Source organism: Acinetobacter brisouii CIP 110357 (assembly GCF_000488275.1).
In the GTDB taxonomy this organism is placed as follows: domain Bacteria; phylum Pseudomonadota; class Gammaproteobacteria; order Pseudomonadales; family Moraxellaceae; genus Acinetobacter; species Acinetobacter brisouii.
In genome coordinates this window covers 2,239,007-2,252,752 of sequence record NZ_KI530762.1, presented here as the reverse complement: position 1 = coordinate 2,252,752, position 13,746 = coordinate 2,239,007, and the positions used below count along the sequence as shown (strand labels likewise).

The 13,746-nt window shown below is 41.8% G+C and carries 15 protein-coding genes; 7 read left to right on the top strand and 8 right to left on the bottom strand.

The annotated features are described in order from the left end of the window. Nucleotides 1-164 precede the first annotated feature (164 nt). From P255_RS10855 to P255_RS10845, 3 genes are all read left to right on the top strand, one after another. Entirely contained in the window at nt 165-911 is a 747-nt protein-coding gene (locus P255_RS10855; RefSeq protein ID WP_004902071.1) for a hypothetical protein, read from the top strand. Nucleotides 912-1,028: 117 nt separating this feature from the next. After that, complete coding sequence (locus P255_RS10850) at nt 1,029-1,628, top strand: glutathione S-transferase family protein (protein WP_004902069.1); 600 nt, start codon at nt 1,029-1,031, stop codon at nt 1,626-1,628. A gap of 258 nt (nt 1,629-1,886) precedes the next feature. Then, the gene (locus P255_RS10845; RefSeq protein ID WP_004902067.1) at nt 1,887-4,259 is read left to right on the top strand and encodes a YgiQ family radical SAM protein; all 2,373 of its coding nucleotides are present in this window, start codon (nt 1,887-1,889) and stop codon (nt 4,257-4,259) included. 55 nt (nt 4,260-4,314) lie between these two features. Here the strand turns inward: P255_RS10845 and P255_RS10840 are convergent, their stop codons facing one another. From P255_RS10840 to rplM, 4 genes are all read right to left on the bottom strand, one after another. Further along, complete coding sequence (locus P255_RS10840) at nt 4,315-4,968, bottom strand: hypothetical protein (RefSeq protein WP_004902065.1); 654 nt, start codon at nt 4,966-4,968, stop codon at nt 4,315-4,317. A gap of 19 nt (nt 4,969-4,987) precedes the next feature. Next, on the bottom strand, nt 4,988-5,398 hold the full coding sequence (locus tag P255_RS10835) for a ClpXP protease specificity-enhancing factor (protein WP_004902063.1): 411 nt from the start codon (nt 5,396-5,398) through the stop codon (nt 4,988-4,990). Between the two features lie 147 nt (nt 5,399-5,545). Then, nucleotides 5,546-5,932, bottom strand: a complete 387-nt coding sequence (rpsI, locus tag P255_RS10830) for a 30S ribosomal protein S9 (protein WP_004750500.1) — start codon at nt 5,930-5,932, stop codon at nt 5,546-5,548. A 12-nt stretch (nt 5,933-5,944) separates the two neighbouring features. Next, the gene (gene rplM, locus P255_RS10825; RefSeq protein ID WP_004695096.1) at nt 5,945-6,373 is read right to left on the bottom strand and encodes a 50S ribosomal protein L13; all 429 of its coding nucleotides are present in this window, start codon (nt 6,371-6,373) and stop codon (nt 5,945-5,947) included. A gap of 466 nt (nt 6,374-6,839) precedes the next feature. Between rplM and pdxA the strand changes: the two genes are divergently transcribed. From pdxA to P255_RS10810, 3 genes are read left to right on the top strand one after another with little or no spacing between them, the layout of a single operon-like run. After that, nucleotides 6,840-7,811, top strand: coding sequence for a 4-hydroxythreonine-4-phosphate dehydrogenase PdxA (gene pdxA, locus P255_RS10820; protein ID WP_004902061.1), 972 nt, complete (start codon nt 6,840-6,842; stop codon nt 7,809-7,811). Between the two features lie 19 nt (nt 7,812-7,830). Then, nucleotides 7,831-8,643 (top strand): 16S rRNA (adenine(1518)-N(6)/adenine(1519)-N(6))-dimethyltransferase RsmA, encoded by an 813-nt coding sequence (gene rsmA / locus P255_RS10815; RefSeq protein ID WP_004902059.1) that lies wholly within the window; start codon nt 7,831-7,833, stop codon nt 8,641-8,643. Nucleotide 8,644: 1 nt separating this feature from the next. Beyond that, nucleotides 8,645-9,487 carry a symmetrical bis(5'-nucleosyl)-tetraphosphatase gene (locus P255_RS10810; RefSeq protein WP_004902057.1) on the top strand — a complete coding sequence of 281 codons (843 nt, stop codon included), beginning with the start codon at nt 8,645-8,647 and terminating at the stop codon, nt 9,485-9,487. Between the two features lie 42 nt (nt 9,488-9,529). On the opposite strand, the gene P255_RS10805 is transcribed toward P255_RS10810, so the two are convergent. The 4 genes from P255_RS10805 to hflX form a co-directional block, all read right to left on the bottom strand. Continuing rightward, on the bottom strand, nt 9,530-9,970 hold the full coding sequence (locus P255_RS10805) for a DUF2147 domain-containing protein (protein WP_004902055.1): 441 nt from the start codon (nt 9,968-9,970) through the stop codon (nt 9,530-9,532). Between the two features lie 105 nt (nt 9,971-10,075). Beyond that, the gene (locus P255_RS10800) at nt 10,076-10,744 is read right to left on the bottom strand and encodes an LrgB family protein (protein ID WP_004902053.1); all 669 of its coding nucleotides are present in this window, start codon (nt 10,742-10,744) and stop codon (nt 10,076-10,078) included. A 10-nt stretch (nt 10,745-10,754) separates the two neighbouring features. Further along, entirely contained in the window at nt 10,755-11,126 is a 372-nt protein-coding gene (locus tag P255_RS10795) for a hypothetical protein (protein ID WP_004902051.1), read from the bottom strand. 81 nt (nt 11,127-11,207) lie between these two features. Further along, complete coding sequence (gene hflX / locus P255_RS10790) at nt 11,208-12,539, bottom strand: ribosome rescue GTPase HflX (protein WP_004902049.1); 1,332 nt, start codon at nt 12,537-12,539, stop codon at nt 11,208-11,210. A 384-nt stretch (nt 12,540-12,923) separates the two neighbouring features. On the opposite strand from hflX, the gene P255_RS10785 reads away from it, so the two are divergent. Then, on the top strand, nt 12,924-13,745 hold the full coding sequence (locus P255_RS10785) for a lysophospholipid acyltransferase family protein (protein ID WP_035365202.1): 822 nt from the start codon (nt 12,924-12,926) through the stop codon (nt 13,743-13,745). The last annotated feature ends 1 nt before the right edge of the window (nt 13,746 follow it).

The window sequence follows — 13,746 nt, the reverse complement described above, 5'->3', positions numbered from 1 at the left end:
GTAGTGTGGGGTTACCCATGTGAGAGTAAGTCATCGCCAGCTCATTATTCTAAGCACCCCCTGACTCAATAGAGCAGGGGGTGCTTTTTTATTGGGGAAATGAAAAAATTAAAAAATATTAGAGTCGCTTCTGCTTATATTGTTTATTTTAAATAAAATTCATTATGGATATTCATGAATTAACAGGTGCTGAAGTGAGAATAATTGATAAATTTCATACGAAACTCAAATTGATAGATGACTATCCAGATGGTGTTGTTCCTGTATATGAACGTATAACAGGAACATCATTTTTTCCTGGAGGAGATGGACTATGGAAGCATGGACATGTAAATGAGGATCTAAAAATTGGTGGAGTAATGATTGTTGGTCATAACTTTGACAATATATCTGGATTTAAAAAATCATTAAGCATGGGTACGGAACCAATTACTTGTCCTACATGGAGAAATATAAGAAAGCTTTTATCAGATTCGGAAATTAATATAGAAGATTGTTTTTTTACAAATGTTTATGTTGGATTGATGGACTCTGAAAGTAATGTTGGTGTTTTCCCTGGCTCTAAATCTGAAATATTTAAACAACAATGTATTAAATTACTTGAATATCAAATTTCAGAACAGCGTCCAAATATTATTTTGACTCTTGGAGGTTTTGTTCCACCTTTAATTGCAAGATTGAGTATTGATCTTCAAGAATGGCTGACCGTTGATAAGATTAGTCAACTTGATTCAATTAATAAGCAATTTATTACTGGTGCTAGATTTTGTGGAGGTGATGTCATTTCTAACGTCATTGCATTAACTCACCCTTCTCAGCGACACTTGAACGTTGGGCGTAGAAAATATGGTACTTTTACTGGTAATGATGCTGAAATAGCAATGTTAGTTAAGGCAACACAGTTATTCTAGTTGCTAATTAGTTACTAAAAGTATTTTTTCATATAGTTCTTAATTACTTAACTTTCTAACTAAGCCTTAAATTTAATATCGAAAAATATAAGTTTAAACCAATATGGAGAATAAATATTGAAAGTCTATGGAGATCTGCTGTCTGGAAATTGCTATAAAGTGAAGCTGCTTCTTGAATTTTTAGGCATTGAGCATGAGTGGTTACATATCAATGTACTGAAAGCAGAGAGTCATACGCCCGAATTTTTACAAATGAATCCAAATGGAAAAATTCCTGTTCTAGTACTCGATGATGGGCGAGTTTTGATGGAATCCAATGCGATTTTGGGTTATCTAGCAGAAGAATCTAAGTTCATTCCAACAGATCGTTATGCCAAAGCCAAAATGTATGAATGGATGTTCTTTGAACAGTATAGCCATGAACCTTTTATTGCTGTTGCACGTTTTATCAATAAATACTTGGGTTTACCTAAAGCTCGTATTGATGAATATCATGCTTTGCAGCCAAAAGGGCATAAAGCCTTGGCGATTATGGAGCAGGCATTGGGGCGGCATGATTATTTAGTGGGAAATGAACTGACATTGGCAGATATTTCTCTCTATGCTTATACCCATGTGGCAGATGAAGGTGGTTTCGATTTAAGTCTTTACCCCAATATTCAGGCATGGTGTCAGCGAATTCAAAATTATCCTGCTTATAAAAGTATGGCTGTTTAATTCAATTTAAGTTTGTTATGCGATCTTTTGTAGATAGATATGACAAATTTATGGAAATCAAAGTAATACTTAGGTTTTGGACGGGTTTAATCAAGATTCAAGTTTTTAATTTGATTAAACTTTAAGCGAATTATTTTTTATCTCTTTGTTTTTGCAATTCTTAAATTTACAAAACTGAATGGAATTCATGGTAAAATGATCGGCTTTCATCTTTGATCTATTTTTGATCTTCCATCTGCCAGCCGAGAATTGCTAGCCATGTCTACTGCTTATACTATGCAGACTGCGCCAAAAGCGTTGTTTGATTACGACAAATATTGGGCGTCATGTTTTGAACCCGCACCATTTTTGCCGATGTCACGCGAAGAAATGGATCAACTGGGCTGGGACGCATGTGATTTTATTTTAGTCTGTGGTGATGCCTATATTGACCATCCATCTTTTGTGTCTGGTGTGATTGGGCGTGTTTTAGAAGCACAAGGTTTTCGTGTTGGCATTATTTCTCAGCCTGACTGGACTAATGCTGAAAGTTTTCGTGTTTTAGGCAAACCGACTCTCGCTTGGGGAGTTACCGCTGGCAATATGGATTCAATGATTAACCGTTATACGGCAGATCGTAAAATCCGTTCGGATGATGCTTATTCTCCTGACAATGTTCCAAACAAGCGTCCAGACCGTGCCGCAACCGTTTACAGTCAGCGTTGTCGTGAAGCATTTCCTGATGTTCCTGTGCTGTTAGGTGGCATTGAAGGCAGTTTACGTCGTATTGCACATTATGATTACTGGTCTGATAAAGTCCGCCGCTCGATTTTGATGGACTCAAAAGCAGACATGTTGATGTATGGTAATGGTGAACGTGCCATTATTGATGTGATGCATCGTTTGGCAAAAGGTGAAAAAATTCATCAGATTACTGATGTGCGTGGTACAGCTTTTATTATTAATAAAAACAACAAAGCCTCTAAAGCAAAGTTTGTTGAAATCGCCAGTAACGATGTGGATACCATCGGGCGTGTTGACCCGATCATCAACCCGTATGTGATGACGGAAGATATTGATGGTTGTGAAGTCGAAAAGGAAAAAGGCAATTCTTTAGCGCAATATCAAAACTTCCAAAAAGAACTGGTTGCCAATCCGATTGTTCGCGAAGGTGACAAGTTGGATGAACATACCCAAGTTGTTCAGTTGCAAGTCGCATCTAAAGCTATCAAGCATAAATTGCCACCGCGTGAATTAGCAGTAATTCGTTTGCCATCGTTTGAGCAAGTGGCAAATGACCGTGTTTTGTATGCCCATGCCAACCGTATTTTGCATTTGGAAACCAATCCGGGGAATGCTCGTGCATTGGTGCAACGCCATGGTGAGCGCGATGTCTGGATTAATCCGCCACCGATTCCATTAACCACTGAAGAAATGGACTACGTGTTTGACTTGCCTTATGCACGTTTACCGCATCCAGTGTATGGCAATGCACGTTTCCCTGCTTTTGACATGATTAAATTCTCGGTCAATATCATGCGTGGCTGTTTTGGTGGCTGTACTTTCTGTTCGATTACTGAACATGAAGGGCGGATTATCCAAAACCGCTCAGAAGATTCTATTCTGCGTGAGATTGAAAAGATTCGGGATACTGCACCACAATTTACAGGCATTATTTCGGACTTGGGTGGCCCAACAGCCAACATGTACCGTTTGCATTGTAAAGACCCAGAAATCGAGAAAAACTGCCGTAAACCATCCTGTGTGTATCCTGGTGTTTGTCAAAACCTGCATACCGACCATGCACCATTGGTACAGTTATATCGTAAAGCCCGTGAAATTAAAGGCATCAAGAAGATTCTGATTGGTTCTGGTCTGCGTTATGACTTGGCGGTACTCAATCCTGAATATGTCAAAGAACTGGTACAGCATCACGTCGGTGGTTATCTGAAGATTGCGCCTGAGCATACCGAGCAAGGTCCATTATCGAAGATGATGAAACCGGGGATTGGAACGTATGACCGCTTCAAACAAATGTTTGATCGTTTCAGTAAGGAAGTCGGTAAAGAGCAATATCTGATTCCGTACTTTATTGCAGCGCATCCAGGTACAACTGATTATGACATGATGAATCTGGCGATTTGGTTGAAGAAAAATGGTTTCCGTGCCGATCAGGTACAAACTTTCTATCCTTCACCAATGGCAACTGCCACCACCATGTATTATTCGGCGAAAAACCCGCTGGCGAAAGTGGCGCGTTATACTGAAGATGTGGATATTGTCAAAGGTGAAAAACGTCGTCGTCTGCATAAAGCGTTCTTGCGTTATCATGATCCAAACAACTGGCCTTTACTACGTGAAGCCTTAAAAGAAATGGGACGCGCTGACCTGATTGGTAACTCCAAGCATCACCTGATTCCAACTTTCCAGCCGAAAGCTGCTGATGGTGAATATAAAGCTGCACGTAAGAAAAATTCGAGTGTGGCAGGTGATTCGCAAAAACGTACAGGTGAAAATACAGCACGTCAAAATTCACAACGTCAGCAACCGAAAAAAGGGCAGATTTTGACCCAGCATACAGGCTTACCTCCGCGTGAAACAAGCGACCGAAAACGCCCTTTCAATAAGTCGAAACAGAAACCCCGTGCTTAAAGTCTAAAAATAAAAAAAGCCAAGTTGATCTTGGCTTTTTTTATGGGTCAATTATTTAACCAACAATTTGCTGATAAGCACAGTATAAATAACCGATAATCACTAGACCGACAGCGGGTTCTAGAATTTTTGCCCAAGTAGGAATCGTTGCAACAGTAGGCTCGGCAACTTGATGATCGTCGTGATGGTCAGCATGAGAAACCATGTGATTAAACTCCTTGATTGTTTCGTCTAATGATACCTGTTTTGTCTCAACAGGTTTAGAGCCAATCAGTTGAATCAAGGTATTTGTTGTCCAAACCCAGTCTTCAGCTTGCCCAGATAAATAGCTGATTTGCCCAAGTAGTAATTCATTGAGTCCTTTTTGCCCTAAATGTCCTGTATCATCCAGTTGTTTGAGCTCAGCAAGTTGTAGTGACAATACTTCTTTGAGGCCTTGTTCAAAGTCGAGTTTACTCAGCGTCGATTTATTATGTATCGATGTGGTCATGTGCCGTGCGACTTGCTGAATATACAGTTGATCTTGCTGCTGTAATTCCAGATAGACATGACTGGCATTTTGCTGCCATTCGGTGATCAGTTTGCCTAAGGCTAAAGCATTTAACTCGAGCAACAGGGCTTGTCGTTCTTCTGGAGAAAATTGACTGAGAAGCTGAGGCTTTTGAATTCGTGTTTGCTCAGCAAAATAATGAAATAAATCAAAAGCCATAAACTCCTCCTTAAAGGCACTAATCGACTATTCTTAAACTTGATTTTTTCTTTGGTGTTTCTGGTTCTGGTTGTTCTGTTGTTGGGTTTATATTTGCATATTCGCTGGCATCAAAAAAGAGTCCTTGACCATTTTCACGTGCATAAATTCCAATAAGCGCTGCAAATGGCACATAAATATTTTGTGCTACACCACCAAAACGAGCAGAAAAGCTAATGGCTTGATTGTCCATGTGTAGTTGATGTACGGCATGCGGTGCGGTATTTAGGACAATTTGCCCATCTTTTACAAATTGTGCAGGAACATTGGTGTTCGGTTGAGTCGCATCGACCAAGAGATAAGGCGTAAGCTGATTGTCGCAAATCCATTCATAAATTGCGCGTGCCAAATATGGGCGTGTAGGGGTTAAATTAATTTCTTGATCAGACATAACAAAGCTCTAAATATTTCTTAGTACACAGATTACTATACCGATTTTTGTTGCATCATGTCATGGTTTTGACACAGTTCGTACATTATATCGGGCATAAAAAAACCTCGGTAAAACCGAGGTCTTTTGTCCAATTCGGAAAACGAATTAACGTTTAGAGAATTGAGGACGTTTACGTGCTTTACGTAAACCAAGTTTCTTACGTTCAACTTCACGAGCATCACGAGTAACGAAACCAGCTTGACGAAGAACAGGTTTTAAAGTTTCGTCAGCAGCGATTAATGCACGAGTAATACCGTGACGGATCGCGCCAGCTTGACCACCGATACCACCACCAGCAACAGTGATGTAAAGGTCAAATTTTTCAGTAGCTTCTAAAAGCTCTAAAGGTTGACGTACAACCATACGAGCAGTTTCACGACCGAAATATTGCTCTAAAGTACGGTTGTTGATAACGAGTTTACCTGTACCAGCTGACAAGAAAACACGTGCAGTTGCGGTCTTACGGCGACCTGTACCATAATTAGTAGCCATGTGCTGTATCCCTTAGATGTCCAAAACTTGTGGCTGTTGAGCAGCGTGTGGATGCTCAGTACCAGCGTACACTTTCATTTTTTTGATCATTGCATAACCAAGAGGACCTTTTGGCAACATACCTTTTACTGCTTTTTCAAGAACAGCTTCAGGTTTGTGAGCAATTAACTTCTCGAAGTTAGTCTCACGGATACCACCAGGGAAACCAGTATGGCGATAGTATTTCTTATCAAGTGCTTTTTTACCAGTCACTTGAATTTCTTCAGCATTGATAACAACGATATAGTCGCCAGTGTCAACGTGAGGAGTATAAGATGTTTTATGCTTACCGCGTAAACGACGAGCGATTTCAGTCGCAAGGCGACCTAAAGTTTTGCCAGAAGCATCAACAACGTACCAGTCGTGTTGAACTTCAGCAGGCTTAGCGCTGAGAGTTTTCATTAAACCACTACCTATTATAGTTGGTTTGGACTATGGAATCTGTCCAAACAAAAGGAGACGCGATTCTAAACGAAAACGTTAAGAATCACAAATGAAAATACGAATTTCAAGCGCTGTATTTTAAGTCAACTGCAGACAAATAAAAAGCTTTTCGTGCAGTATTTTTTGTATATTTGCGTGTTATGGGAAAATTGATATTTAAACTCAAAAATAATGAAGATAAATAAAAACTTATGTTGTAGCTGATAAAATTAAGCGAGCTGATTGAAAAGATGGTATTCGCTTTGTTGAAATGAGTAAGGGCTAAAGTAGCTTTTATATTGCAATGTCGTGGGTTATAGGCAAAAACGCTGAATTTGTATTGTCAGTACGGAGTATTTTTTAAGGCTTTTGCCAATATAGACACTGAACTTTGATGGCAGAAATTTTATAATAGGTAAAATTTTCGAAAAAGTAAGAGAAAGCCATGCTCCCTTTATATGTCACCAGTGGTGAACCTGCAGGAATTGGCCCAGATATTTGTTTAAGTTTGGCTGATCGAACAGATGAGCGCCCGATTGTGGTGCTGGCTGATCTTCAAATGTTGAAAGATCGCGCTAATGTTCTGCAAAAAAAAATCGAACTGATTGAATATAAAGGACAAATTGAGGTTTTGCCACAAGGGCAACTATATGTTGAACATGTACCTTTAAATACAGATGTGGTTTTGGGTGAATTGAATCCTCAAAATGCAGCTTATGTTTTGGAACAATTGCGTCGTTCGGCTGCATATGCCATGCAAGGTAAAAGTGTTGGGGTTGCAACTGCACCTGTGCAAAAATCGGTAATTAATGATGCGGGAATCCATTTTAGTGGACATACCGAATATTATCAGGAGTTTGCAGGTGTAGAGCGTGTGGTGATGATGCTCGCTACTAAAACCCTGCGTGTCGCTTTAGCCACGACTCATTTGCCTCTGCGTGAGGTTGCTGATGCTATTACCGCAACCCGTTTACAGCAAGTGATTGATATCTTACTGCATGATTTAAAAAGTAAATTTCAAATTGCAAAGCCACGTGTTCTGGTTTGCGGTTTAAACCCGCATGCAGGGGAAGGTGGTTATTTGGGCCATGAAGAAATCGACGTGATCAATCCTGTTTTAGAACAGTATCGCGCACAGGGTGAACAGCTCAGTTTATGTTTGCCAGCCGATACTTTATTTACTCCTGAACATTTGCAACATGCTGATGCTGTACTTGCCATGTACCATGATCAGGGCTTACCTGTGTTAAAATCACAAGGTTTTGGTGAAGCGATCAATATTACTTTAGGTCTGCCATTTATTCGGACTTCGGTTGACCATGGCACAGCGCTGTCACTCGCAGGTACAGGGCAGGCAAAAAGTTCTAGCTTGCATGTCGCGGTCGATTTGGCACTAAGCCTCGCTCACTCGTTATAATTTTTCTTGGAAATTGTCTATGTATCAAATTAATGCCCTAAACCCGAAAGAAGAAGGGCATCAGGCGCGGAAACGCTTCGGGCAGAACTTTTTGCATGATCAGCGCGTGATTGCCAAAATTGTACGCTCTGTCAATCCACGTACAGGTGACAATATTGTTGAAATTGGCCCAGGTTTAGCAGCGTTGACTTCACCGTTGATTGGTGAATGTGATGCCTTGACGGTGGTTGAATTAGACCGTGATTTGGCAGCAGGTTTGCCGAATCGTGTACCGCATCCTGAGCGTTTGACTATTGTTGAAGCCGATGCATTAAAGTTTGATTTTAGTCAGCTTTTTCAGGAAGGTCGCCCACTGCGTGTGGTGGGGAATTTGCCGTATAACATTTCGACTCCTTTGTTGTTTCATCTCTTGGAATTTGGCGGCAAAGTCAAAGACATGCATTTTATGTTGCAAAAAGAAGTGGTGGATCGCATCACGGCTGTACCGAATACCAAGGAATACGGGCGTTTGTCGGTGATGATTCAGTATTATTGCCAGCCGACCTTCTTGTTTGAAGTACCACCAGGTTCATTTAATCCACCGCCAAAAGTGACCAGTGCTGTGTTCCGTCTAGTTCCTTATGTTGAAAAACCGATTGTGGCAAAAAATGAACAGGCTTTGACACGATTGGTTTCTCATGTGTTTACTCAGCGCCGAAAAACGCTACGTAACAGCTTAAAAGGCATGCTGCGTGAAGATGGTTTCGAACAGGCAGGTGTTGACCCGATGGCGCGCCCAGAAACCTTGACATTGGCACAGTTTGTTGCACTTTCCGATCAAATGGTTGCTTGAAATGACAACACGCTATAACTACGTAATTGGTGATCTGCAAGGCTGCTTTGAAGCATTAAAACAGTTACTCAAACAAATTCAGTTTGATCCTGATCAAGATTTTCTCTGGTTCACGGGTGACTTGGTGGCACGTGGTGAAAATTCTTTAGGAGCGCTACGTTTTGTCAAGAAACTGGTAGAGCGTGGTAGTGCGGCAACAGTTTTGGGTAATCATGACCTGAACTTGCTGGCATGTGCGCGTAATATCAAAAAAACCAAAGCCAAAGACCTGACTCAAGACATTATTGATGCCATTGATAGTGATGAGCTGATTGACTGGTTGCGTCGCCAACCGCTTTGCCTGTTTCCAAATGAAAAGACGATTTTGACCCATGCGGGTATTCCGTGTATTTGGTCAGCCGAGCAAACAGCAGAGCTGGCACAGGAAGTTCAGGCAGTGATTGGGCATGAAGACTTTGCTGTTGTTGATGCTTTTTTGGCGCAAATGTATGGGGCAATGCCTGACTTGTGGGAAGATCATCTGCAAGGACATGAGCGGCTGCGCACCATTACCAACTATTTGACCCGTATGCGTCTGACCAATGCCGAAGGTCGTCTGGAGTTTTCTTTTAAAGATAGTCTAGATGCTCCGATGCCAAAAGGCTTTTTACCGTGGTTTGAGTTTGATGGTCTGACTACCCGTACGCACCAGATTGTATTTGGACACTGGGCAGCGTTGGCAGGCAAAACCATCAGTGCACAGGTACAAAGTGTGGATGGTGGTTGTGTGTGGGGTGGAACATTATTGGCATATCGCCTGGAAGACCGAAAGTTGTTCGCTGTAGAGAATCCTGTTCTCATCTAAATCTCAAAGCGGTCATTGTATGATGATCGCTTTGATTAGAATTTAATTTTCTCGAATCCAGACCTGAGTGCGTCCAAGTGTTGAAATACCCAAATAGCCACGTAACTGTAACAGACGTCCGTTTGAGAGCAACTTGCCTTTGAGACTGTAGATTTTGCCAGTTAGAGGATCAAGGATTTTCCCTCCGCCATAGCTGTCATTACCCATAGACTTTAAGTCATGAATAATATCTAAACCTAAAATGGGTTTGTTGTTATATGGTGCAGGACAATTGATACAGGTTTCTTTGGGTACATAACCTGGTCGTGGGGTAACCTTGATGATTTTCCCGATATAATTGCCGTCTTTTTCCTGACGAATCTGAATAAATGCTTTAGGCGATCCAGTTTTATCATCGATTTGTTTCCAAGTTCCACGAATATCCGTTGCAAAACTCAGACTGCTACAGGCTGACAAAATTAAAATGAGTGGTAATTTCCACATGCTCAACGCTCCTCTGTAATTTCCCTATTGAATGAGCAAAAATTATTCTAAAAGAGAAGTAAAGCAATAACAATCACACTCACTCCCGAAGTGAGAACTCATGAGTTAATGTAATAAATGGATCACAATAGGTAGCCAAATTGCGGTAAATACCCCATTCACTGCCATGCCAAAAGCAGCATAGCGACCCGCAACTGAACCGCGCTGCCATGCCTGTACGGTACCAATGGCATGTGCTGCGAGTCCTAAAGCCAATCCTGAAGCACGTTCATCATGAATATGGCGCAAAATTAGCCCCGAGAAACTTGCGCCGATCAGCCCTGATAAAATCACAATCAAAATCACTAAACCAATCGGTGAGCCGAGTAAGGTCGCAATATTAATTGCAATCGGTGTCGTCACTGCACGAGTGGCAAATGCCAAAATTGTAGGCTGTGCCATATGTAGCAGATAAGCAAGGCTCATGGGGAGGGCAACCGCACTGACGCTGGCAAAGACCAAAATACCTGTTAAAGATTTGAGAGGTAAATCATCGTAGCGCATGGTGGCCAGTGGTATCGCGAGTGCAACCGTCACATAACCGAGCAATCGCCCAAAAACATCATGTGTGCCTTGCATATATTGTTCATAAGGTAAGCCCACGACAGCCAGAAGCCCCACAACACAAAACATACCAATCACTAAAACGGGAACGCGCGGTACATAGCGGCTAATCAATTTTGCAATCAGATAGGCGACCAAGGTGATTGCAAAGCTAAACAGTACAATATTCATGAATTGCTCCTTATAGCCAGCGTTTGGCCATTTTGGCGTAAACCCAAAGTGGAATCAGGGTACTTACCACCAAGACCACAAGAAATAGTGGAATTTCTTTGCCCATATGTACAAGGGTAATCAATGAGCCAGCACAGACGGGTAAAAAGGCGAAGGCACTTTCCCGCATGATTTTGTTGTTGCTGTCGATCAGGCGTAGTGAAATCGGGCGGAACTTGCGCCAGATACTGAGAACCAGAAGGAGCGCCAATAAGCCAGTCAGATTGCCCAGTTCAGGGAAATGCAGTTGCGTCATGATCCATAACGCAGCTTCACGAAATAAAATGATGAGCGAAATATTGGCAATCCAAGCTTGCCAGTCGATGGTTTTTATTCCATTCATGGTGAGATCTTCGTGGTTTGGGGGCTGTCAAGATCGCACAGCCCTTGGCTAGAAAACGTTATTTTTCCAGTTTTAACCGATCTAAGGTTTAATTTCAAACTCTTCGAGCGGTGCCTGAAACTGAACGGCACGTTCACCTAAAATTTCATGTAAAGGTAAATGCAATTTTTTAATCAGTTCTTCAAGTTTGTGCGGTGCAATAATCACATCAAGCAGCAAGTTGCCGTGATCATCATAATGTTCTGATTGAATCACATTGAGTGCATAAAGCTGGGTGCGGAGTTTGCCATAAGCAGGTTTTAAACTGAGCTGAAAGTTTTGAATTTGCCCCATTAGGCACTCTTGTACCGCTTGACGTAATAGCGCTAATCCTTGCTGGCTATGGGCTGAGACATAAACTCGCTCTGGCTGGTGTGGTTTGGCATAGATAATTTTTGCCTCGTCACCGCTTAAGTCAATTTTGTTATAAACTCGTAGTACAGGCACATCAGCCCCGATTTCTTTTAGCACGGATTCAACAGCATCAATTTGTTCAAGCATGTCTGGGCTACTACTATCGATGACATGTAGCAGTAAGGTCGCTTCCAGAGTTTCTTCTAAAGTGGCTTTAAAGGATTCGACTAAAGAATGAGGCAGGTCACGAACAAAACCTACGGTATCAGCCAGTACCAGAGCGCCAATTCCATCCCAGTTTAAACGCCGTAAGGTTGGATCGAGTGTGGCAAACAGTTGGTCAGCTGCATAAACCTCACTCTCAGCCAGAATATTAAATAATGTGGATTTTCCGGCGTTGGTATAACCTACCAATGACACGGTTGGAATCGCGGCCTTTTGGCGGGCAGCACGACCTTGACTACGGGTTTGGCGGACTTTCTCGAGTTTTTCCTTGAGCTGCCCCATACGAATTCGTAATAAGCGACGGTCTGTTTCAAGCTGAGATTCACCTGGTCCACGTAAACCAATCCCGCCTTTTTGCCGTTCTAGATGCGTCCAGCCGCGCACGAGACGGCTCGATAAATGCTCAAGCTGTGCCAGTTCAACTTGTAATTTACCTTCGTGGGTACGAGCGCGTTGTGCAAAGATGTCTAAAATTAAACCAGTACGGTCAATCACGCGGCATTTTAAAATGCGCTCTAAGTTACGTTCTTGAGCGGGCGAGAGTGAATGATCGAAAATAACCAGTTCTGCTTCAAGTTCTGCGACCAATGCTGCAATTTCTTCTGCTTTTCCCGAACCTACAAATAGTTTAGGGTCTGGTTTTACGCGTTGAGCAGTCATGTGATGTAAAATTTCAGCACCTGCTGATTTTGCCAACAGGCTGAACTCTTCGTCATCAAGATCATTCAGCATATTGACTGAAACACTGACCAATATGGCACGTTCGCCGCCTTGATGTCGCTCAAAATATTCCACTAATAACCTAACTCGCCAAGTAAAAAATCTATTGTAGAGAAAACTTGGCGGCTAGGCGAGTCTGAAATCTGTTAGTGCAGTAACATGAAGAGTTTGTTGAGTAAAATCAAAAGCCCAGCACATAAAATACTACAGCCCACGATCCATTGTAGCTATTGAAGAATGTGTTTATGGTGAGGGATGGAATGATGAAGATTGAACATGTGATTCATGGCCTTCTCCTTTTGCTGATTTCCATATACAGCATAGTGGAAAATCAATTTTAGAAGAAATTGGATATTGTTATTGTTAACTTCGGTTATTCAGATCAAGATTGTAACTTTTTTGCAGAATTGACACTGTGCTCATTTATAATGCTGCTACGAATTTCATCATGATTTATGCATGTCTATGACGCATCAAAATTCAACAACAGTAGTAAAAAAGAAAGGATTGGCCCGTTTTATTCATTTTGGCAAAAAAATTAGTCATGGAGTAGCGGCTGTTGGGCAGGGGTTTTATGTGGTGTATCGTCACCAATTGTATAAACAGCCAAATAACCCAGACAATACGCGCTATGTACAATGGTTTTGCCGCCGTTTATGTGATGTTTTTAATATCGAAGTACGTTTGTATGGTGAGTCTGCATCGACTGAGCCTGCATTGTGGGTAAGTAATCATATCTCGTGGTTAGATATCCCAACGCTCGGTTCTGCGGCACGGGTATTTTTTCTGGCAAAGGCTGAAATCGAGGATTGGCCTGTGGTTGGAAAACTGGCAAAAGGTGGCGGGACATTATTTATTAAACGTGGTTCGGGGGATTCGGTACGTATTCGCCAACAAATTGCGGATTTTCTGTCCCAAAATATTCCTGTGTTATTTTTTCCAGAAGCCACGACTTCCGATGGTACAACGATCAAACGGGTTCATGGTCGTTTGTTGGGCGCGGCACTCGAAGCGCAAAAACCTGTACAGATTGCCCTGATTTGCTATGTTAACCAGCAAGGTGAGCTGGATCATATTGCGCCATATGTCGGCGAGATTTCTTTTAGCGATCATGTTAAACAAGTTTTAGAAATGCCGAGAGTAACTGCACATTTGATGTTTTTACCACGCATTGATGTAACAGGGCATGATCTCGACTCACTGACCTCAGAAGTACAACATAAAATGTATAAGGGGTTACAAGAGTTGCAACAACATGTTTTGCATCAGGTTGAGCAATAAA